Source organism: Sphingobium sp. TomTYG75, assembly GCF_054771635.1.
The window spans coordinates 78804-99960 of the sequence record NZ_BSRE01000001.1; the positions used below are offsets into that span (position 1 = coordinate 78804).

Sequence of the window (21157 nt, forward strand, 5' to 3'; positions counted from 1 at the left end):
CGTCAAGAGCGTCACGACAGGCTTACCTTGCCGCCCGCACGACGTTCCAGCCGCCCTGCCAATTCCAGCTCCAGCAGCACGGTCTGAACAATGGCTGGGGAAAGGCCGGATAGACGAATAACCTCGTCCACGGGCACCGGCGCATGGCCCAGCAGTCCCAGAACGACCTCCCGCTCCTGCCCCGCCACATCGGACGAAACCGGCGCGCCGCTAAAGTCGAGCCGCCCCTGCCGCACCATGCGCGCGTCAATGCCTCCAATTGCCTCGATCACATCCGCGCCATTCTGCACCAGCGTCGCGCCTTCGCGGATCAGGTGATTGCAACCTTGCGCCCGTGGATCGGCTGGCGATCCCGGCACCGCCATGACCTCCCGCCCGGCCTCGACAGCCAAGCGCGCCGTGATGAGCGATCCCGATTTGGGCGCCGCTTCCACGACCACCGTCCCTGCGGCCAGTCCAGCAATGATGCGATTACGCGCCGGAAAGTGACGCGCGAGCGGCTGCGTACCGGGAGGATGCTCCGTAACCAGCAAACCCTCACTCGCGACCTGCTCCTGCAAGTCGCCATTTTCTGGCGGAAACACGACATCGATGCCGCAGGCGATAACCGCGATCGTTCCGGTTCCCACCGACCCTTGATGCGCGGCCGTATCGATACCCCTCGCAAGGCCCGACACCACCACCGCGCCCTGCTGTCCCAATTCCTGCGCCAGCGTCCGCGCGAAACGGCAAGCGGCGGCAGAAGCATTTCGCGCACCCACCATGGCCACGCATTGCCGCCCCGCCAGTCCCACATCGCCGCGCACAATCAACGCAGGCGGCGAACCATCCATCTGCTCCAGCAAAAACGGATAATCCTGATCCCCCATCAGCAGGTAGCGCGCGCCAAGCGCCCGGCTGCGGGCAATCTCCTGCTCAACAGCGCCTGCGTCCGCCACTGCCGCCTTCCCGCCGCCTCTTGCGGCAAGCTCCGGCACCGCCCGCAAAGCATCTCCCGCCTTTCCGAAGCGCGCCATCAACTGCCGGAAAGTAACCGGCCCGATGCGGGGCGAACGGATCAGGCGGAGGCGATCGAACCGCTCCTGCTCACTCACTCTCTGGCAGCCCCGATCTTGGGTTCGGTCCCCTTCGCAAGCCGCGCGATATTGGCCCGGTGCCGCCACAACAGGATCAGCGTCATTGCCAACGCTACAGGAACCAGATCAAACCGCCCCATGAACCACAACGCGACCGGGGCGCTAATCCCCGCCGCCATGCCTCCGACTGAAGACCATTTCGTCCCGAACAGCGCCCCCAGCCATACAAGCGCAAACACTATTCCCGCAGGCCAGTGCAGCGCGGTCACCACGCCCATCATCGTCGCTACGCCCTTGCCACCCGCAAAGCGCAGCCACACAGGATAGCAATGCCCGATAAAGGCCATCGCGCCCGCCATCGGCCCGCCATTGTCGATCAACGCCGCGCCGATCAGTACGGCCGCCGCGCCTTTCAGCAGGTCGAGCAACAAGGTCGCCGCCGCAAGCCCTTTGCGCCCCGTCCGCAACACATTGGTCGCGCCGATATTGCCCGACCCAATCTGCCGCAAATCTCCGGCACCTGTGATGCGCGTCAGCAGGAGTCCAAAGGGTATGGAGCCCAGCAGATAGGATATCAGCAGGACGAATGCGGGAAGTAGCCAGGGAGGGTTCATGATCTCGCCGAAATGATTGCGGCGCGACCATAGCGTTGCCGCCGTGGGGGGCAATGGCGAAGCTGCTCCAACCGAAACAAATCCTCCCCATGCCGCGCATGGGGAGGGGGACCGATCGCGAAGCGGGCGGTGGAGGGGAAATGCAAAGGTCGCGCCTTTTTCCCCTCCACCAGCCTTCGGCCGGTCCCCCTCCCCACGCCTTCGGCGCAGGGAGGATCAGGAAACCCCAATATTGACAGCCTCATCCTCACCCGCGACATGTGCGCCATAATGAAGGTCGCCCCATCAGCCCCCCTGCTCTTCTTCGATTCCGGCGTTGGCGGGCTCTCCATCCTCGCGCCAGCACGCGCAGCGTTGCCCAACGCCCCTATCGTCTATGCCGCCGACAGCGCAGGCTTCCCTTATGGAACGAAGGGCGAGGCGGAGATCGCCGCCCGCGTGCCCGCGCTGCTCGGCCGCTTGGTCGAACGCTTCCGCCCCCGCCTTGCCGTGATCGCCTGCAACACCGCCTCGACCATCGCGCTGTCCGCTGTCCGCGCCGCGCTGGACATCCCCGTCGTCGGCACCGTCCCCGCGATCAAACCAGCCGCGCTTCTTTCCAAAAGTCGCGTATTCGGCGTGCTAGGCACCGACGCCACCGTGCGCCAGCCTTATGTCGATCGCCTCACCGCCGAGTTCGGAGCAGACTGCACCGTCCTGCGTCACGGTTCTGCCGCCCTTGTCCAGCTGGCCGAAGCCAAGCTGGGTGGCGAGCCTTTGAACCCCGCTATCGCCCGCGACGCTCTTGCTGGCCTTCTCGATCAGCCCGGCGGCGACCTTATGGACACGGTGGTGCTCGCCTGCACGCACTTCCCGCTGGTGGAGGCGGAACTCGCGGCCGCCGCGCCCAGGCCCCTCACCTTCGTCCACGGCGGGGAGGGCATCGCGCGCCGCATCGCCTACCTGACCCAAGGACAGGGCTGGCCAGCCTCCCCCCCGTCCGGAAAAGCCGTGTTCACGCGCCTCGACAATAGCGTCGCGACGCTCGCCCCGGCGCTGGCTGACTTCGGCCTTACCCAGATGGAAGCGCTTTGAGGGGTGAGACCTTTGGTCCACTCCCAATTTCCTCTATCATCGTGATAGGTATTTCTCCCTAACGCTGCGAACGGTTATCGCTGGTAATGACGCGCGGCAGCAGGTAAACGCCCGCAAGAGGGGAATGCGGGCCACTAAGGGACTAGGGCGTTACGTGAACTACAAGCATATCTTCGCGCAGGCGATCGACCGGCTTCACAGCGAAGGCCGCTACCGCGTGTTCATCGATATTCTGCGGAACAAGGGTGCCTTCCCTAACGCCCGCTGCTTCCACGGCCATAATGGCCCGAAGCCCATCACCGTCTGGTGCTCCAACGACTATCTCGCCATGGGGCAACACCCCAAGGTCGTAGCCGCGATGGAAGAGGCGCTGCACGATGTGGGCGCAGGCTCCGGCGGCACCCGCAACATCGGCGGCAACACCCATTATCATGTCGATCTGGAGGCTGAACTGGCCGATCTGCATGGCAAGGAAGCGGCTCTGCTCTTCACGTCCGGCTATGTGTCGAACGAAGCGGCGCTCTCCACCCTCGCCAAGCTGCTGCCCGGTTGCATCGTGTTTTCCGACGAGCTGAACCACGCGTCGATGATCGCGGGCATCCGCAATTCCGGCTGTGAAAAGCGCGTCTTCCGCCACAATGACGTCGATCATTTGCGCGAGCTGCTCGCCGCAGAAGATCCCGACGCTCCCAAGCTGATCGCCTTTGAAAGCGTCTATTCGATGGATGGCGACGTCGCCCCCATCGCCGAAATCTGCGACCTGGCCGACGAGTTCAACGCGCTCACCTATCTGGACGAAGTCCATGCGGTCGGCATGTATGGCGCGCGTGGCGGCGGCATTTCCGAACGTGACGATGTCGCGCATCGCCTGACGATCATCGAAGGCACGCTGGGCAAGGCTTTCGGCGTCATGGGCGGCTATATCACGGCCGATCAGATGATCGTCGATGTGATCCGCAGCTACGCGCCCGGTTTCATCTTCACCACGTCACTTTCGCCCGTCCTCGTCGCGGGCGTCCTCGCGAGCGTCCGCCACCTCAAGCAGTCCAATGAAGAGCGCGAAGGCCAGCAGGTCGCCGCTGCTACGCTCAAGCGTTTGATGGCGGAATCGGGCTTGCCGGTCATGCCGTCCGTCACCCACATCGTCCCGCTGATGGTCGGCGATCCAGTGAAGGCCAAGCGGATCAGCGACATCCTGCTCGCCGAATATGGCGCCTATGTTCAGCCCATCAACTACCCCACCGTCCCGCGCGGCACCGAGCGGCTGCGCTTCACGCCCGGCCCCGCGCATACGGTGGAAATGATGCAGGACCTGGTTCAGGCGCTCGTCGAAATCTGGGATCGGCTGGAGCTGGAACTCAAGAAGGCCGCCTAACCGGACCTCTTGCGGAACAATAGGGGCATTTCCCATCTTCTTGGATGGATATGCCCCATTGGATCGAACCGCACCCCACCGGAATATACGTCCGCCCCGCTGACGCCTGGATCGATCCATCCCAGCCAGCCGAACGCGCGCTCGTCACCCACGGTCATGCTGATCACGCGCGCGGCGGCCACGGCCATGTCTGGGCGACGCTAGAAACCCTCGCCATCATGGCGCTGCGCTACGGCACGGCGAGCGGGACGCCCGTCGGCTACGGCGAGCATATCCGCATGGGCGGGGTGGACATCTCCTACATTCCCGCAGGCCATGTACTCGGCTCGGCGCAAATCCTGCTTGAACATGCGGGGGAGAGGGTGGTCGTCACCGGGGATTACAAACGCCGCCCCGACCCCACCTGCAAACCGTTCGAACCAGTCCCCTGCGACATCTTCGTAACCGAAGCGACCTTCGGCCTCCCCGTCTTCCGCCACCCTGACACAGGCAGCGAAGTCGACCGCCTGCTCGCCGCCCTCCACGCCCTTCCCGACCGCTGCGTCCTCGTCGGCGCCTATGCACTTGGCAAAGCCCAACGCCTGATCTGCGAAGTCCGCGCGCGCGGCCATCATGACCCCATCTACATCCACGGCGCGATGGAGCGCATGTGCGCGCTCTATCAGGATTTCGGCATCGACCTTGGCGAACTCCGCCCCGCGACGGGCATCCCGGCAAAGGAGATGCGAGGCCACCTCATCGTCTCGCCCCCTTCCGCCCTCAACGACCGCTGGAGCCGCCGCCTGCCCGATCCCATCACCGCCATGGCGTCAGGCTGGATGCGCGTCCGCCAGCGCGCCCGGCAGAAGAATGTCGAACTGCCGCTCGTCATCTCCGACCATGCCGATTGGGACGAACTGACGAGCACCATCCGCGAAGTCGCCCCATCAGAAACCTGGATCACCCACGGCCGCGAGGAAGCCCTGCTCCACTGGTGCATGACCCACCAGATGCGCGCCCGCGCCCTCGAACTGGTCGGCCGCGAAGATGAGGATGAGGGTTGATGATCACCAAACGCCCTCTATCCCCGTTCGCCCTGAGCCTGTCGAAGGGCTTTTCTTTCCTGACAGGAAGTAAAGGGCTTCGACATTCGAACGAGACAAGCGGCTCATTCGGACAGCCCGAACGGACGAGAGCTTTCATTCCATGAGGCAATTCTCCCAACTCCTCGACGGCCTCGTCTATACCCGCTCCCGCAACGGCAAGCTGGACCTCATCGCCCGCTACATGCGCGAAGCTCCAGACCCCGACCGAGGCTGGGCGCTCGCCGCCCTAACCGGCAATCTTGACATCAAAGCCGTCAAAGCCTCAGCCATCGGCGAAATGATCCGCGCCCGCACCGACCCGGTCCTCTACGAAATGAGCCGCGACTATGTCGGCGACCTTGCCGAAACCGTAGCCCTCCTCTGGCCCAAGCGCGAAGACCAGCCCGCCGAAATAGACGACGCCACCCTCACCCTCTCCGCCATAATCGACCGCCTCCACAACGTCAGCCGCGCCGCCGCCCCCGATACACTCGCGCAAATGATGGACCACCTGGACGCCTCCGGCCGCTTCGCCCTCCTGAAACTCGCCACCGGAGGCCTGCGCGTCGGCATCTCCGCCCGCCTCGCCAAGACCGGCTTCGCCCACGCCTTCGACCTAGACGTCGATGATGTGGAGGAATGCTGGCACGCCCTCTCCCCGCCCTACACCGCCCTGTTCGACTGGGCCGAGGGCAGGTCCGGTCGCCCCGACCCCGCAGGCACACCCTTCTTCCGCCCCTTCATGCTCGCCCACCCGCTCGAAGCCGACAGCGTGGACCTGACCCACTATGCCGCCGAATGGAAATGGGACGGCATCCGCATCCAGATCGTCGGCACGGGCGAGCAGACCCGCCTCTACAGCCGCGCCGGAGACGACATCAGCGGCAGCTTCCCCGAAATCGCACAAGCCTTCACCGCCCACGCAGTCCTCGACGGCGAACTCCTCGTCAAAGGCGAATTTCAGGGCGGAGAAGCGGCGAGCTTCAACGCCCTCCAGCAACGCCTGGGCCGCAAGGCGGTGACGGCCAAGATGATGGCCGACTACCCCGCCTTCGTCCGCCTCTACGACATCCTCCTCCACGCCGACGAAGACCTGCGCCCCCTCCCCTGGGCCGAGCGCCGCCCCCGCCTCGAAACCATCGTCCCGATGTTAAACCCCGACCGCTTCGACATCTCTGCCCTGATCGAAGCCCCCGACTTCGAAACCCTTGGCCAGATCCGTGCAGGCGCCCGCGACGCCGCCATCGAAGGCGTCATGCTCAAGCGCCGCGACAGTCCCTATGTTGCCGGTCGCAAGGCCGCGCTCTGGTACAAATGGAAACGCGATCCCCTGACCGCCGACTGCGTGATGATGTACGCCCAGCGCGGCCACGGCAAACGCTCGTCCTTCTATTCCGACTATACTTTCGGCTGCTGGACCGAGGAAGGCGAACTGCTCCCGGTCGGCAAGGCCTATAGCGGCTTCACCGACGAGGAACTGAAGTGGCTAGACCGCTTCGTGCGCACGAACACGGTCAACCGCTTCGGCCCCGTGCGCGAGGTGGAAAAGTCACTGGTGCTGGAAGTCGCCTTCGACAGCATCCACGACAGCAAGCGACATAAGTCCGGCTTGGCGATGCGCTTCCCGAGGATTGCCCGGATCAGACGAGACAAGCCTGCGGCGGAAGCGGATACGGTCGAAGGCTTGAGAAGACTGGTAAGTTAATCCGTCAGTATGTGTCCCTCACCCGAACATATACTTGTCCTCTGGAAGCGAACCCCTCTGGCGAACGACCGGTATAGGTAAAAGAGCTAAGACCGATAAAACTGCCAACTCGCGAGACTGTTACGACACCCTGCGCTGACAATGACACAGCTATTTCGCTAGGATTGTCATTGATGACAGACGTTATTACTCCTGATGGCATGCCTGAAAACAGAACATAGTCATTGCAGAAGAGCGCCCGCATCGAACTACAGTCATTTGGTGCAGTATATGAGTAGGGCACGACGCTAAATGGGTTCAGCTCTCTATAATCCGTTATACCTACATAGTCGGTCATAGCAGGGACTGATGCTGAAGCGAATGTTTGCACTGCCGTTTGAATGTCTACTTCTGTGATCGAACTGATCCGCGCGGTCGCCGGGTTGGGCCATTGCGCTAGTAGAATGGCGATTTCCGGAAGAACATAAAATCGATAGGCGTATGCCCATGCTTCGATGGATGTATCATCACTAAGCCTTTCCGGCATTGCGGAAAAATATTTTTGAAGCAAGTCCGCCGCAGCCTCCAGGCGTCCTGGAGGTGAAGACACCACATTGCGACTTTTATTCAAAGCCGCCAAGATGGCGGATTTTTCCGTCAAGCGAGCGTCCCCATTTTCATTTATAATCTGGGCCAGATAGTTCGCTACTTCCTGCACGGAAACGCTTGCATCTATCGAATCGCCGTTCGTATCCTTGGTGAGAACACCCAACGCCAATATCTGCATGTTGATGGTCGTAATGCGCGCGGCATCTTCGCTCACCATCGAACTACTGCTGTTGCGACCCTCAACAGGATTGAAGGTGAGCAAATTCGTCTCACTCCTCAGCGCCATAGGACCAGTCGAAAGGCCTAATGCATTTCGCACGGTTGCTTGATTTCCATGAGCGTCAATCACCGTGCTGAGAGGCGAGATCACCGACGCCCCCACTGGTGCCCTCAACCGTGAAAACGCAAAGCCCATAGTTGAGTCAACACCCAAGGCCTGCATACGATAAAGTGGAGAAGCCGGGATGGTTCCACTAATCCGGGACGGCTTTGCGACGGTGACGGCCGTACCGAAAGTTCCGGTCATTGAAGTGGGAGTGTTGCCGTCCGAGCCGTCACCAAACTGACCATTGCCATTAGCGTCGATCAACACTGTCGATAGAAGTGGGCCGACTGCTACCACCGAAAAGGTTGTGGGCGTCGGTGTCGGGGCAGGCGTTGATGGTGCCGGAGGAGCAGATTCCTCGCCGGATCCGCCTCCGCAACCAGATGTCATTGCTATAATCGAAATAGCCAAAAGGCTATGTTTGAGATATTTAGACTTCATGCCTGCCCCTTGAATGAGTTCCGGAGCTAATCGGAGCTGAGCCAGACGGCAATGACAAATGTTGTCTTTTTAAACAGGGCATTAGCCGAGAGCCGCGAAGCTCTCGCTGTTGGATAGCATAAAGGAGAGCCCCCAATGCCCTACACCGGAAGCTGCCACTGCGGCGCAATCACCTTCACCGTAGCCGCCGACGCGCCCACCGAAGCCATGTCCTGCAACTGCTCCCATTGCAGCCGCAAGGGCTTCCTCCTCACCTTCGTCCCCGCCGATCAGTTCACACTAGACAGTGGCGAGGACAAGCTGACCGACTATCAATTCTACAAGCACAAGATCACGCACCGCTTCTGCAATATCTGCGGCACGCAGTCCTTCGCTGAGGGCAATTCCCCCGACGGCCCGACCCGCGCCATCAACCTGCGCTGCGTGCCCTCGGTCGATATCGACGCGCTCAAGATCAAGAAGGTCGATGGCGCCAGCTTCTAGGACGGACCGCGCGCACCGCATTTCTGCTCGCGCGGAGGCGCACGAAGGGACGGCCTAAGCCCTCTTCCTACCCCTTGGCGGCTTCGCTTCATTCAGCGCAACCGCCGAAAGCACCAGCGCCTTGAACGCCTCCACATCGATATCCTCATTCTCGCGGATATCGATCGCGCGCCTGACATTGCCCTCAAGGCTCGCATTGAACAGCCCCGCCGGGTCATCCAGCGAAGCCCCCTTGGCAAAGGTCAGCTTCACCACCGCCTTGTAAGTCTCGCCCGTGAAGATGATCCCGGCATGGCTCCAGGTCGGAACGCCCCGCCATTTCCATTCCTCGACAACCGCCGGATCAGCCTCCCTGATCAGCCCCCGGACCCGCGCCAGCATCTTGCCCCGCCAGTCGCCAAGTTCCGCAATCCGCGCGTCGATCAGTGCGGAAGCCTGCTGCTCATCGCTCATCCGTTTCACCCATCCCTCGATGAAGGTTCCCGCTTCTGCCAGACTGACTTTGCGCTGTCACGCGCAGCCCCTATATGGGCGCTTTCGCGCGGCGCGCGCGGTTCAGTCATGGAGCAGTGGAATTGAGCAAGGTTCTGGTCATTGGCGCAGGCGGCGTCGGGTCTGTCGCGGTTCACAAGATGGCGATGAACAGTGACATTTTCAGCCATATCACGCTCGCCAGCCGCCGCATCCTCAGCTGCGAGAAGGTAGCCGAATCTGTGAAGGCGCGCACCGGCGTCACCATCGACGTGGCGCAGGTCGATGCCGACAATGTCGCGGAAACCATCGCCCTGATCGAAAAGGTCCAGCCCAAGCTCGTCGTCAATCTGGCCCTGCCCTATCAGGACCTGGCGATCATGGACGCCTGCCTCGCGACCAAGACCGACTATCTCGACACCGCCAATTACGAACCGCGCGACACGCCCAAGTTCGAATATGGCTGGCAGTGGGCCTATCAGGATCGTTTCAAAGAAGCGGGTATCATGGCGCTGCTGGGTTCGGGCTTCGACCCCGGCGTCACCAGCGTCTTCGCCAGCTATATCAAGAAGCATCTGCTCGACCGGATCGACACGCTCGACATTCTGGACTGCAATGGCGGCGACCACGGCCAGCATTTCGCCACCAACTTCAACCCGGAAATCAACATCCGCGAAGTGACCGCCCCCTCACGTCATTGGGAAGGCGGCAAGTGGGTCGAAGGCCCGGCGCTCAAGCACAAGCAGGTCTTCAATTTCGATCAGGTCGGCGAAAAGAATATGTACCTCATGTATCATGAGGAACTGGAATCACTCGCCAAATTCTACCCGGAAATCAAACGTATCCGCTTCTGGATGACCTTCGGCGATGCCTATCTCAAGCATCTCGAAGTCCTCCAGAATGTCGGCATGACCCGCATCGATCCGGTGACCTACAACGGGCAGGAAATCATCCCGCTCCAGTTCCTGAAAGCCGTGCTGCCCGAACCGTCGAGCCTCGGCTCCACGACCAAAGGCAAGACCAACATCGGCGACATCGCGACCGGCATGAAGGACGGCAAGCAAAAGACCGTCTATGTCCTCAACATCTGCGACCATGAGGACGCCTATGCCGAAACCGGCAATCAGGCGGTCAGCTACACCACCGGCGTCCCCGCGATGATCGGCGCTGCTATGATGCTGACCGGCGCATGGAAGGGCGAAGGCGTGTTCAACATCGAACAGTTCGATCCCGACCCCTTCATGGACATGCTGAACAAGCACGGCCTGCCCTGGCAGGTGAAGGAACTGGACAAGCCGCTGGACTTCTGACGGTCCCGTAAGGGATCGTCACCCCGGACTTGATCCGGGGTCTCGTGCCGTCACGCCGTGCCCGACCACCTGAGATCCCAGCCTGCGCTGGGATGACGGAGTATTGAACATGGAAACCAAAGCCGGCGACCCCGCCGCCTTCGCGCATTTCGACCTGCACCGCGTCCCCTCACCCGCCTTTGTGGTGGATGAGGCCGCGATCCGCCGGAACCTGTCCATCCTGCGCGACATAGGCGATCGCGCGGGCATCAAGGTGCTGGGCGCGCTCAAGGCCTTCTCCATGTGGTCCCTCGGCCCCGTAGTCGCCGAATATCTCGACGGCGTCTGCGCGTCCGGTATCTACGAAGCCCGCCTCGGCCGCGAAGAATATGGCGGCGAGGTCGCGACCTACTGCGCCGCCTATAAGCCGGACGATCTGGCGGCGATCCTCAAAATCTCCGACCACGTCATCTTCAATAGCCCCGGCCAGATCGAGCGGCTGAAACCGATCATCGACAATGCCAGAATGAACGGTGTGAACTTCGACATCGGCCTGCGCATAAACCCCCTCCACGCCGAGGGAGAAGTGCCCAAATATGACCCCTCGCAACCCCACAGTCGCCTCGGTTTTCCGATCGACCAGCTACGTCCGGAACATCTCGAAGGCGTCGATGGCCTACACGTCCACAATCTCTGCGAGCAGGACTTCCTGCCCCTCGAACGCACTTGGGCGGCCATCGAATCGCGCGTGATACCGCATGTCGACGGCCTCAAATGGCTGAATTTTGGCGGTGGCCATCATGTCACCCGCGCCGACTATCAGATCGACGATCTGATCGCCTTCCTTCAGCGGATCAAGGCGCAGACAGGCCTCGAACTCTATATCGAGCCGGGCGAAGCAATGGCCCTCGACGCAGGTATCCTGATCGGCGAAATCCTGGACGTCATCGACAACGGCATGCCCGTTGCCATCACCGACATTTCAGCCACCTGCCACATGCCTGACGTCATAGAGGCGCCCTACCGCCCCGCCATGCTGCATGAAGAGGCGGACGGTCCCGCCACGCGACTCGGCGGCCCTTCCTGCCTGGCTGGCGACATCATCGGCGACTATCGAGTCCCCGGCGGCGCGACTCCGGGACGGCGCATCGCCTTCCTCGACCAAGCCCACTACTCGATGGTAAAGACCAACACCTTCAACGGTGTACCGCTCCCGTCTATCTGGCTGTGGAACTCGCAAACCGACGAACTCAAGCAAATCCGCCAGTTTTCATACGAGGATTTTAAGTCCCGTCTCTCCTGACGCACGCTTCATGCCCGCCCGCGCAACAAAATTTACGCATGCGCTTTACAGGGGGGACCCCTACGCATATATCGCCGTTCCGCTGCCCCATGGGACTTCCACCGCAAGGCAGCTTTTAATGCCCTGAACTACACTGGAGGTCCCTTGAGTTGCACAAGCACCATAGCGCGCTGGGGGTAGCGACCGCCCTCAAACCGGCAGCACCGGTAACGCTGATCCGCCCGCAGGCTGCGGCCCGCGCCGCCCGATTCTTCGCTGAGAAGTTTCCGGGGCGCTCGCTCTATGCTGTAAAGGCCAATCCCTCGCCGGACCTGCTCCGGACTTTGTGGGACAGCGGAATCACGCATTATGACGTTGCGTCCATCGCCGAGGTTCGCCTCGTCGCGGAAACGCTGCCGCAAGCGAAGCTGTGCTTCATGCACCCCGTCAAGGCTGAAGAAGCCATTGCGGAGGCGTATCATGTCCATGGCGTGCGCACCTTCTCGCTCGACACCATCGACGAGCTGGAAAAGATTGTGCGCGCCACCGACGACGCCACGGACCTTGAACTCTGCGTCCGCCTGCGCGTCTCGTCCGAACATTCGGAACTGAGCCTGGCGTCCAAGTTCGGCGCGGAACTCGGCGAAACCCGCGAACTGCTGATGGCCACCCGTCAGGCTGCTGATGCGCTCGGCATCTGCTTCCATGTGGGTAGCCAGGCGATGAGTCCACAGGCTTATAGCGACGCCATCGAACGCGTCCGCGCGGCGATCGTCGATGCGGCGGTTACGGTCGACATCATCGACGTCGGCGGCGGCTTCCCGTCCGTTTATCCCGGCATGGAACCGCCTGCGCTGGAAGCTTATTTCGACGCTATCTATCGCGGCTTTGAGAGCCTGCCGATCAGCTATTCCGCCGAACTGTGGTGCGAGCCTGGCCGCGCGCTTTCGGCCGAATATAGTTCCATCATCGTGCGGGTAGAGCGTCGTCGCGGCACCGAACTCTACATCAACGATGGTGCCTATGGCGCGCTGTTCGACGCTGCGCATATCGGCTGGCGTTTCCCAGTCGCCCTGCTGCGCGAGGATGAGAGCGAGGCGGATTTGACCGGCTTCTCCTTCTACGGCCCGACCTGCGACGACATGGATCACATGGTGGGCCCGTTCATGCTGCCCGACGATGTGGCTGCGGGCGACTATATCGAAATCGGCATGCTCGGCGCATATGGCGCGGCGATGCGCACCGGGTTCAACGGCTTCACATCAGAAGCGGTCATTGAGGTGGAGGACGAGCCTATGGCCAGCCTCTACGCCGATCCGGTTCCGGCACGCCGTCGCGCAACTGTCATCAAGCTGGGCTAAAAGGCTCAAGCTCCCCTTTGGAGAGGGTGCCTGTCCCTCGCCGCAAATATGTGGCGAGGGATTTTCTTTAAGGTCGGCGAAAGACCGCCGCCAGTTCGACATGGGTCGACCATCGGAACTGGCCGACCGGCTTCACCTTGTCCAAAACATATCCGCTCGCCACAAGATGCGCCGCATCGCGGGCAAAGCTTGCCGGGTTGCACGAAACATAGGCGATCACCGGCACTGTTGACGCCGCCAACTGCATCACCTGCTCCCGCGCGCCCGCCCGGGGCGGATCGATCACCACCGCTGCAAACCGGTTCAATTCTTCAGGAACCAGCGGACGCCTGAACAGATCGCGATGGTCGGCAACCATGCGCCGTTGAGCGCGATTGGCCGCCAGTTTGAGCGACAGCACCAGATCGCGCGCGCCCTCGGCCGCATATACCGGACACTCCTTACCGACCCCCAGCGCGAATGTGCCAAGCCCGCTAAAAAGATCGGCAACCGCACCGCCTGCAGGCAGAGCCTCTCTCACGACCTCCAGCAAAGCAGCTTCCCCATCCGGCGTGGCCTGAAGAAAGGCGAAGGGAGGGAAGGCTACGGCAACGCCACCAAATGTCATCGTGCCCGGCTCAGGCTCCCAGCGCGTTTGCGGGCCATCGCCTTCATCGATCGTCAATCGCGCCAGGCTGTGAACAGCAGCAAAGTCACGCAACGCCTCATCCGCCGCCAAGCCGGAAACCTGAACATTTTGCAGAAGCAGGTCCACGCCCTGATCGATGAGGGTCATGCGAACATGCGCGGCCCGCCTATCCGGCAGAATCAGGGGCAGCAACGCTCTCAGCGGCTCGATCAGGGCAAAAAGCCGAGGCTCCAATATCTCGCACATCGCAAGATCGATCAGCTTGTGACTACCCGATTCAGCAAAACCGATGGCGATCCGCCGCCCCTCCCGAACGGCCCGTAAGGATGTCCGGCGCCGTGTTCTGGGCGGCGACAAATGAGGCGGCAGCAATGACTCAGCCGCCAGCGGCAGGCCCTGCCCCATCAAGGCGCCGGTCACGCGCCCCGTGACGAACTCAGCGAGGCTTTGTTCATCGACATGCTGCAGTTCGCATCCGCCACAGGCGGGGAAATGAATACAGGGCGCTGCAACATGATGGGGACCAGTTGAAATGCTGCCATCGGCTGCAAGCCTGTCTCCCGGCGCTGCGAGCGGCACGTGCCTCCCATCGGCGGTTACGCCATCGCCCTTTGCGGCGATGCGAATTACAAGATCATTGTCGATGTCGGTCACAGGCGGGAGGCGATAGCCGCTGGCAACCGGGTGATCAAATCATCCGCAACAAACGCCGCTCCTGCACGTCTCGCTGCCTCGCCATGAAGCCACACGGCTTCGCTCGCCGCGCGAAACGGGTCTCCCCCTACCGCAAGCCGTCCAGCCGCCAGGCCCGCCAGAACATCCCCCGTCCCGGCGGTCGATAGCCAGGACGACGCGCCGGTTGCTACAGCAACGCGGCCATCGGGTGCCGCGATGATGCTGTCCGATCCTTTGAGGATCACTATGGCCCCGGTTCGCCGCGCCGCTTCAGCCGCACGATCAATCTTGCTGCCGGGCAGATCGCCAAACAGCCGCACGAACTCACCCTCATGTGGGGTCAGGATCGACGAAGGCGGAACTGGCCCTACCCGCCCCGTTGCCAATAATGTTAGCGCGTCAGCGTCGAGCACCAGTGGATGACCGCATTGCAGCACTGCTTTCAAACGATCGGCTGCATGCTCATCATGGCCCAAGCCAGGCCCGACCAGCACCGCCGCAAACCTCTCGTCCTTAAGTTGCGCCTCTACCTGATCAGGCTCGTCAGCCCGCAACATCACGATAGCGTCCGCAGTGGAAGAAGCTGCGTCCATGACCAGATGCCGAACCATGCCTGCGCCAGAGCGCGCCGCAGCCTCGGCAGCAAGTCGCCCTGCCCCCGCCATGCTGCCGCCCACTATGGCGACCAGTCCACGGCTATATTTATGATCTGTTGCTCCCGGCGCTGTCAGGCGAGGCGGAGCAAGCCTATGAACGGCTCCGTCATCTCCCACGCCAATTTCCGCACAAGTCAGCCGCTTGAACGTACCGGCCGCAGGATGCAGCACATGAGCAGGCTTGAGCGCCCCCAGCGCAATGCAAACGTCGAATTGCGGCACCGGGGACAGCAGTGCCCCACTGTTCGTATCGACCCCGCTCGGCAGATCGATGGTGTAGCTGAGACCGGCTCGCTCCGTGAGGCTGTTCAGCCGTTCGGCAACAACCGTATCCAGCCCACGCGAAAGCCCCGTGCCGAATAGAGCATCGACCATTTGGGTTGCCGAAGCCGCGTCATCGAGGGACTCGATCGGCCCATTCCATGCTGCCCGTGCACGGCGGCTCGAATCCGTGCGGCTTTCCCCCAACGCGGCGACACGGACGGGCACACCCCGCGCCCGCAGCAAACGGGCAATGACAAAGCCATCGCCGCCATTATTGCCTGGACCGCACAGCACCAGAAGGTCCCGCCGACCGCCCGCGCGCCAGATTACCTCTGCCGCCGCAGCCCCCGCGCGCTCCATGAGTTCATATTCTGGGATACCACCCGCGAACACGGCCTGTTCGGCTTGCCGCATCTGGGCTGCGGTCAGGATGGACGTCCCGATCATGGCATAGTTGCCGGAGTAACAGTCGCTGGCAGTCTGTAATGATCCTGGCCCGCGCTTACTTCGATAACAGCGTCGCTAATTACGGCGATCTTCGCGGGCTCCGCACCATCAGCCGATGCCAGACCCCGCCTGTCGTCCAGAATATGAAAACGGCGGAACCCACCATCCGGGTGGCGGATGATTAGAAGCTCTCCGTCCTGTTCGACCGCGCAAATGCGCGCCCATTTGGCGTCGGCACCGATCGCGCAGTCCGCAAGAGCCCTCTTTTCCGATGCAGAGTTCGCAAAGGGGCTCTGCGCCCCTTCGCCCTGATCACAGCCTACCAGGGCGAGGCACAGGAGCCCCGCCCCGGCGATCTGTTCAGATATCCGCATAGACATGGGTTTCGGTCTTCGCTCCGGGATGCGTCACTGCCCCCTTGTAAGCCGGTCCCACATTCTGTGCATAGCGCCAGAGCGCGCCTGACTGATAATCATTCTGGCGAGGCTTCCAGTTCTTTTGCCGCTCGGCCAGCACGGACTCGGAAACCTTCAGGTCGATCGTGCCTGCTTCGGCGTCGATAGCGATGAGGTCGCCATTCTCGACCAGCGCGATCGGACCGCCCTCGGCAGCTTCCGGCCCCACATGGCCAATGCAGAAGCCGCGCGTCGCGCCGGAGAAGCGCCCGTCGGTGATCAACGCCACCTTCTCGCCCATGCCCTGGCCGTACAGCGCGGCAGTGGTCGACAGCATCTCGCGCATGCCGGGACCGCCCTTGGGACCTTCGTAACGGATGACGATAACCGATCCTTCGGCGATGTCGCGCGCTTCGACCGCCGCAAAAGCGTCTTCCTCACAATCGAAAACGCGAGCAGGCCCTTCGAACTGGAGGCGGTGCATGCCCGCGACCTTCACGATCGCGCCATTGGGAGCAAGCGACCCCTTCAAGCCCACGACCCCGCCGGTCGGCGTGATCGGCGACTTGACGTCATAAATGACCTTCTGGTCAGGATTCCAGGTCACTTCCTCGATATTCTCGGCGATCGTCTTGCCGGTGACGGTCATGCAATCGCCATGCAGCAAGCCGTTGTCGAACAAGGTCTTCATCAGCATGTAGATGCCGCCAGCATCATACATATCCTTGGCGACATATTTACCGCCGGGCTTGAGGTCAGCGATGTAAGGCGTCGACTTGAAGATTTCCGCCACGTCGAACAGGTCGAAATCGATGCCGCACTCGTTCGCCATAGCGGGCAAATGCAGCGCTCCGTTGGTCGAGCCGCCCGTCGCAGCGACGATGCGGGCCGCATTCTCGAAGGCCTCACGGGTGCAGATATCACGCGGACGTATATTCTTCGCCAGTAGTTCCATCACTTGACGGCCCGCTGCGACGGCGACCTCTTCGCGGCTCTTGTAGGGAGCAGGCGCCATGTTGCTGTTCGGCAGCGAGAGGCCGATCGCCTCACCCACACAGGCCATGGTGTTCGCCGTATACTGACCGCCGCAAGCGCCGTGTCCGGGACAAGCGACCTTTTCTAGCGCGATCACATCCTTCAGCGGACAAGCGCCCGCTGCATATTTGCCGACCACCTCGAACACATCGACGACGGTAACGTCGCGATTTTCAAAACGGCCCGGCAGGATCGACCCGCCATAAACGAAGATCGACGGCACATTCAGGCGCAGCATCGCCATCATCATGCCCGGCAACGACTTGTCGCATCCGGCAAAAGTGACGAGAGCGTCATAACAGTGGCCGCGCACCGAAAGCTCAACCGAATCCGCGATGACTTCGCGGCTCGCCAGCGAGCTCTTCATGCCCTGATGGCCCATCGCGATGCCGTCGGTGACGGTGATGGTGTTGAACCGGCGCGGCATGCCGCCTGCCTCATTCACGCCCTGACGGCAGAAGTCCGCCTGCATGTCGAGCGTCGTGTTGCAAGGCGCGCTGTCATTGCCGGCCGAAGCAATGCCTACGAAGGGACGGCCAATCTCTTCTTCAGTCAGGCCCATCGCATAATAATAGCTACGATGCGGAGCGCGCTCCGGACCAACCGAGACGTGGCGGCTCGGGAGTTTCGACTTGTCGAATGTATGAGACATAAAACCTACCCTTCTTGCGCGCCTCCTTTCCAAAAAGGGACGAGTCACGCAAGGCTATTGCGGCATTGTAGCACGATGGGGCCAATTATGCTGGCGAAGCGGCTTTGCCCGTTGCCGTCGCTCACCAGATCTTGCCGCATCTCGATGCCGAGATAAGGTATGCCATTGGCTTCGGCATGACGGTTCATGGTCGCGTTCAGCAACCGCCCCGAATAGGGCAGCTGATCGCCGACCATCAGGCCAGCCTCCTCCAGCATCGGAATGGCGATGCGGGCCGCACGGTCATCTTCATTGTAAAGCACGCCAATGTCCCATGGCCGTTCTGCCTCGGGGTCACTTGCCAGTTGCGGGGTGAAGCTGTGCACTGAGAGGATGAAAGGCGACGTCATTCCGTCGAGCAGTCCGCCGATCTGATGATGATAGGGATGATGAAAGCGGATCATGCGATCAGAAAGGTCCGCATGGCGATTGCCCGGAATGGCATGGCCGTCGCTCATCACGGGCAGCAGGCCCGGCGCGTCATCCTCACGATTAAGGTCGATCACAAGCCTGGAAATGCCGCCCAATATCGCAGTGCATCCCAACTGCTCCGCCAGTAACCGGCTGACCTCGGCCGCTCCGATGTCTATGGCGATGTGGTTGCTCAGCAGGGCAGGATCGATATCCAGATCGATGTCGGCAGGCACGTGAGCCGACGCATGATCCGCGATGATGAGCAGGTCGAGGGGGCCGCCTTCCACCTGTGTAAATGCCTCGCTCACGCTCCGCCGATCTCCGTTTCCATTACCCACCAGCCGGGTTGCATCGCTGATATTGTGCGCGCGGCCACAGCTCGCTCGCCCGGATCATCGAACAACGCAAAGCAGGTTGCGCCAGACCCCGACATCCGAGCCAGCCTGACACCCACTTGCTCCCATAGCAGGGAAAGCACGTCGGCAATGACAGGCGCTACCGCGATCGCCGCCGGTTCCAGGTCATTGCGCGCACTTGCGATCACATCGTCGAGGGTCGCAGCGGTTAAGGGGCCTCGATCTAGCCGGTCCCATCGACTGAAGACATCGGCCGTGGAGACGCCGACACCTGGATTGACCAGGAGCATCGCCGTCCCCTCCAAGCCTTGGACATCCAGGGCCTCGAGCACTTCGCCCCGGCCGCGCACCATCTGCGTAACGCTGCTGACGCAGGCTGGCACGTCCGAACCCAGGGACAGGCCGATGCGCTCCAGTTCAGCGCTGGGGAGTCGTGCGTCCCACAACCGGTTCAGCAGTCGCAACATCGCCGCCGCATCCGCGGACCCACCGCCAATGCCCGATGCTACCGGAAGGTTCTTTGTCAGCTTCAACACCGCGCCGCGCGCTTCACCCAAATGGTCCTGCAGCGCCCGGGCGGCTCTCATGACAAGATTATCTGTGCCGGAACCCAATGCCGTGCCGAACGGCCCATCCAGCGTCAGGCTGATTTCCTCCCCATGACCTAGACTTCCGCTGAGGAGGTCTCCGTCCTTCGCAAAGACAAACAGGCTTTCCAGCGCATGATAGCCATCCGGCCGCCGGTCGCGAACGTGCAGGGCGAGATTCACCTTTGCGAAGGCGGTTTCCACCAACATTGCAGCTTCAGGGCGCGACATATTCTGGCGTCATCCCAGTTTTCGCCTTCGCATGAAGTCGCGCCGCCACTTCTCCTTCCGCGAAGATAGCCGCAGCCCGCCAGGCGTAGCGCGCTTCATAACGGCGTCCGGCGGCCCATAGCGCATCGCCCAAATGCTCGTTGATGGTCACATCAGCCGGAGCGCCTTCGGCCGCACGCTCCAGCACCGGCACCGCCGTTTGCACATCTCCAGCCACGAAATGCGCCCATCCAAGAGAGTCCGTTATGGACGGGTCGTCTGGTTTCAGGGCGCTCGCCTTCTTCAAAAGTTCAAGCGCAGCCGGAACATTCTGTCGCCGTTCGACCTGAGCATAACCCAAATAGTTCAGCACCGCCGGTTCATTGGGCGCGATCTTCGCAGCGCGCTCCAGGGCTGCACGCGCTTCGTCCCAGCGGCCCGCCTGCTCAAGCGCACTGCCCTGCATCAGCAACAGAGCCCAAGGCACATTGTCCGCGCCGTAGCGCCCTTCGGCCATCCGGAAAGCGTCAGCAGCCCCGGTGAAATCCTTCGCTTGCGCCAGCAACTGCCCCAGCTTCACCATATGATCCACATCCGCACCCGATGCGTTAGCCAGGGAACGGGCGAGCGATATTGCTGCCGTGCTGTCATCAGACGCCGCGAGTGCATTGACCATCGCCGCCTGCCTGAGCGATCCAAACCAACCTTCTGGCGCGACCTGGTTCAGTTCAGACACAGCCTGGTCCCCGCGCCCGGCCTCGGTCAGCAATTGCGCCAGGGCCAGCCTGCCATCAGCGCCGCCGGGATTGGCGAAGCTGGCGATGCGAGCCAGCCTGATCGCCAGCATACGCGTGCTCTCATCAGATGAAATGTCGGCAGCCAAACGCACAAGCAGCCGGGCAAACCCCTGCGCTGGCGTCAGCGCTCGCCCTGCTTCCCCGACTCCGCGTTTGCGCGCGATATCCTTCCGCGCCAGAGCATAGTCGGCCCGCCCATCAGGAAGCAAAGCCATCGCCTCCGTTCTTGCGCCCCGAGCCGCAAGCTGCGCCGCGAAGGTCAGCCGCATTTCGGCGAGTTCGACCGTGCGCAGCCCGAGCGCGCGATTGATCGCCAGCCTAGCGCCCGCAACGTCTCCACGGCCAAGCGCCTGGAGCGCGAGATGCTCATCAATGTATCGGCGCGCGAGGGAGGCATAACGATCCGCAGGGTTGATCTCGGGCGGCGCAACCCGGTCTTCGCCCACCGCAATCCAGCTGCGGATTATCGGCGCCAGAAAGCCGAAATTGCCTTCAGCCGCGACCCGATCCGTGATCTGACCGGCCGCCTTCCAATCCTTGCGGGTCAAAGCTTCGCCAAGGAACAGGAGCGTCCCGTCCCTCGGCATCAGGCCTTTGGCGTCGAGCAGCCTTGCCGATCGCATGGCCAGAGCCATGTCGCCGCTCATCAAAGCATGCAGGTAGGAACGCCGTGCCACCTCCACACTGTCCGAATCCCCGGCCAGCGCATCGCGATAGCTATTAAGCGCAATGCGCGCCGCTCCATCACTGTCGGCCAACCTGCCCCGCGCATAAGCATGCAGCGCGCTCGACCGATCCACCGATGCGCCAGCAGGGGAAGCCAGCAGCATCGGCAGCAACATCGCAGAGAGCAG

At 62.1% G+C, this 21157-nt stretch carries 19 protein-coding genes; 8 read left to right on the forward strand and 11 right to left on the reverse strand.

What is annotated here, in order from left to right:
• Positions 1-11 precede the first annotated feature (11 nt).
• Together dprA and plsY are read right to left on the reverse strand one after the other, a co-directional pair.
• A complete protein-coding gene (gene dprA / locus ACYU81_RS00340; protein WP_460985861.1) occupies positions 12-1094 on the reverse strand; it encodes a DNA-processing protein DprA in 1083 nt (360 codons plus the stop codon).
• Positions 1091-1690, reverse strand: a complete 600-nt coding sequence (gene plsY, locus ACYU81_RS00345; RefSeq protein ID WP_460985862.1) for a glycerol-3-phosphate 1-O-acyltransferase PlsY — start codon at positions 1688-1690, stop codon at positions 1091-1093. The genes dprA and plsY overlap by 4 nt, the downstream gene beginning before the upstream one ends.
• 270 nt (positions 1691-1960) lie before the next feature.
• On the opposite strand from plsY, the gene murI reads away from it, so the two are divergent.
• The 4 genes from murI (at position 1961) to ACYU81_RS00365 (ending at position 6908) form a co-directional block, all read left to right on the forward strand.
• Complete coding sequence (murI, locus tag ACYU81_RS00350; RefSeq protein ID WP_460985863.1) at positions 1961-2764, forward strand: glutamate racemase; 804 nt, start codon at positions 1961-1963, stop codon at positions 2762-2764.
• Positions 2765-2918: 154 nt separating this feature from the next.
• A complete protein-coding gene (hemA, locus tag ACYU81_RS00355; protein ID WP_449472429.1) occupies positions 2919-4139 on the forward strand; it encodes a 5-aminolevulinate synthase in 1221 nt (406 codons plus the stop codon).
• 50 nt (positions 4140-4189) lie between these two features.
• Positions 4190-5182, forward strand: a complete 993-nt coding sequence (locus ACYU81_RS00360) for a ligase-associated DNA damage response exonuclease (protein ID WP_460988075.1) — start codon at positions 4190-4192, stop codon at positions 5180-5182.
• Positions 5183-5324: 142 nt separating this feature from the next.
• On the forward strand, positions 5325-6908 hold the full coding sequence (locus ACYU81_RS00365; RefSeq protein ID WP_460985864.1) for a cisplatin damage response ATP-dependent DNA ligase: 1584 nt from the start codon (positions 5325-5327) through the stop codon (positions 6906-6908).
• Between the two features lie 4 nt (positions 6909-6912).
• Here the strand turns inward: ACYU81_RS00365 and ACYU81_RS00370 are convergent, their stop codons facing one another.
• On the reverse strand, positions 6913-8262 hold the full coding sequence (locus ACYU81_RS00370) for a hypothetical protein (protein ID WP_460985865.1): 1350 nt from the start codon (positions 8260-8262) through the stop codon (positions 6913-6915).
• Positions 8263-8397: 135 nt separating this feature from the next.
• Here ACYU81_RS00370 and ACYU81_RS00375 point away from each other — a divergent pair, with 135 nt between their 5' ends.
• The gene (locus ACYU81_RS00375; protein WP_460985866.1) at positions 8398-8745 is read left to right on the forward strand and encodes a GFA family protein; all 348 of its coding nucleotides are present in this window, start codon (positions 8398-8400) and stop codon (positions 8743-8745) included.
• Positions 8746-8799: 54 nt separating this feature from the next.
• On the opposite strand, the gene ACYU81_RS00380 is transcribed toward ACYU81_RS00375, so the two are convergent.
• Positions 8800-9198, reverse strand: coding sequence for a DUF1801 domain-containing protein (locus tag ACYU81_RS00380; RefSeq protein WP_460985867.1), 399 nt, complete (start codon positions 9196-9198; stop codon positions 8800-8802).
• Positions 9199-9320: 122 nt separating this feature from the next.
• Here ACYU81_RS00380 and ACYU81_RS00385 point away from each other — a divergent pair, with 122 nt between their 5' ends.
• From ACYU81_RS00385 to ACYU81_RS00395, 3 genes are all read left to right on the forward strand, one after another.
• Positions 9321-10526: a saccharopine dehydrogenase family protein gene (locus ACYU81_RS00385; protein WP_460985868.1), complete on the forward strand. Its 1206-nt coding sequence runs from the start codon at positions 9321-9323 to the stop codon at positions 10524-10526.
• A 109-nt stretch (positions 10527-10635) separates the two neighbouring features.
• Complete coding sequence (locus tag ACYU81_RS00390) at positions 10636-11808, forward strand: carboxynorspermidine decarboxylase (RefSeq protein WP_460985869.1); 1173 nt, start codon at positions 10636-10638, stop codon at positions 11806-11808.
• Between the two features lie 149 nt (positions 11809-11957).
• A complete protein-coding gene (locus ACYU81_RS00395; protein ID WP_460985870.1) occupies positions 11958-13148 on the forward strand; it encodes a type III PLP-dependent enzyme in 1191 nt (396 codons plus the stop codon).
• 67 nt (positions 13149-13215) lie between these two features.
• Here ACYU81_RS00395 and ACYU81_RS00400 read toward each other — a convergent pair whose 3' ends face one another.
• The 7 genes from ACYU81_RS00400 to ACYU81_RS00430 are packed head-to-tail and all read right to left on the reverse strand — an operon-like array spanning position 13216 to position 21145.
• Positions 13216-14430, reverse strand: a complete 1215-nt coding sequence (locus ACYU81_RS00400; RefSeq protein ID WP_460985871.1) for a class I SAM-dependent RNA methyltransferase — start codon at positions 14428-14430, stop codon at positions 13216-13218.
• Complete coding sequence (locus ACYU81_RS00405; RefSeq protein ID WP_460985872.1) at positions 14427-15818, reverse strand: NAD(P)H-hydrate dehydratase; 1392 nt, start codon at positions 15816-15818, stop codon at positions 14427-14429. Before ACYU81_RS00405 ends, ACYU81_RS00400 begins: the two co-directional genes overlap by 4 nt.
• On the reverse strand, positions 15815-16198 hold the full coding sequence (locus tag ACYU81_RS00410; protein WP_460985873.1) for a hypothetical protein: 384 nt from the start codon (positions 16196-16198) through the stop codon (positions 15815-15817). The genes ACYU81_RS00405 and ACYU81_RS00410 overlap by 4 nt, the downstream gene beginning before the upstream one ends.
• Entirely contained in the window at positions 16179-17900 is a 1722-nt protein-coding gene (ilvD, locus tag ACYU81_RS00415; protein ID WP_449472452.1) for a dihydroxy-acid dehydratase, read from the reverse strand. The genes ACYU81_RS00410 and ilvD overlap by 20 nt, the downstream gene beginning before the upstream one ends.
• Before the next feature lie 44 nt (positions 17901-17944).
• On the reverse strand, positions 17945-18661 hold the full coding sequence (locus tag ACYU81_RS00420) for an N-formylglutamate amidohydrolase (RefSeq protein WP_460985874.1): 717 nt from the start codon (positions 18659-18661) through the stop codon (positions 17945-17947).
• Positions 18658-19527 (reverse strand): 4-(cytidine 5'-diphospho)-2-C-methyl-D-erythritol kinase, encoded by an 870-nt coding sequence (locus ACYU81_RS00425; protein ID WP_460985875.1) that lies wholly within the window; start codon positions 19525-19527, stop codon positions 18658-18660. The genes ACYU81_RS00420 and ACYU81_RS00425 overlap by 4 nt, the downstream gene beginning before the upstream one ends.
• A complete protein-coding gene (locus tag ACYU81_RS00430; protein ID WP_460985877.1) occupies positions 19514-21145 on the reverse strand; it encodes a tetratricopeptide repeat protein in 1632 nt (543 codons plus the stop codon). The genes ACYU81_RS00425 and ACYU81_RS00430 overlap by 14 nt, the downstream gene beginning before the upstream one ends.
• Between the last annotated feature and the right edge of the window lie 12 nt (positions 21146-21157).

Excerpts from the sequence above, each read along its gene's own strand:
- ACYU81_RS00410 (WP_460985873.1), bottom strand. The coding sequence starts at position 16,198 with ATGTCTATGCGGATATCTGAACAGATCGCCGGGGCGGGGCTCCTGTGC.
- ilvD (WP_449472452.1), bottom strand. The coding sequence starts at position 17,900 with ATGTCTCATACATTCGACAAGTCGAAACTCCCGAGCCGCCACGTCTCG.
- ACYU81_RS00390 (WP_460985869.1), top strand. The coding sequence starts at position 10,636 with ATGGAAACCAAAGCCGGCGACCCCGCCGCCTTCGCGCATTTCGACCTG.
- ACYU81_RS00380 (WP_460985867.1), bottom strand. The coding sequence starts at position 9,198 with ATGAGCGATGAGCAGCAGGCTTCCGCACTGATCGACGCGCGGATTGCG.
- ACYU81_RS00405 (WP_460985872.1), bottom strand. The coding sequence starts at position 15,818 with ATGATCGGGACGTCCATCCTGACCGCAGCCCAGATGCGGCAAGCCGAA.
- ACYU81_RS00425 (WP_460985875.1), bottom strand. The coding sequence starts at position 19,527 with ATGTCGCGCCCTGAAGCTGCAATGTTGGTGGAAACCGCCTTCGCAAAG.
- ACYU81_RS00370 (WP_460985865.1), bottom strand. The coding sequence starts at position 8,262 with ATGAAGTCTAAATATCTCAAACATAGCCTTTTGGCTATTTCGATTATA.
- plsY (WP_460985862.1), bottom strand. The coding sequence starts at position 1,690 with ATGAACCCTCCCTGGCTACTTCCCGCATTCGTCCTGCTGATATCCTAT.
- murI (WP_460985863.1), top strand. The coding sequence starts at position 1,961 with ATGAAGGTCGCCCCATCAGCCCCCCTGCTCTTCTTCGATTCCGGCGTT.
- ACYU81_RS00365 (WP_460985864.1), top strand. The coding sequence starts at position 5,325 with ATGAGGCAATTCTCCCAACTCCTCGACGGCCTCGTCTATACCCGCTCC.
- ACYU81_RS00430 (WP_460985877.1), bottom strand. The coding sequence starts at position 21,145 with ATGTTGCTGCCGATGCTGCTGGCTTCCCCTGCTGGCGCATCGGTGGAT.
- ACYU81_RS00360 (WP_460988075.1), top strand. The coding sequence starts at position 4,190 with ATGCCCCATTGGATCGAACCGCACCCCACCGGAATATACGTCCGCCCC.
- ACYU81_RS00375 (WP_460985866.1), top strand. The coding sequence starts at position 8,398 with ATGCCCTACACCGGAAGCTGCCACTGCGGCGCAATCACCTTCACCGTA.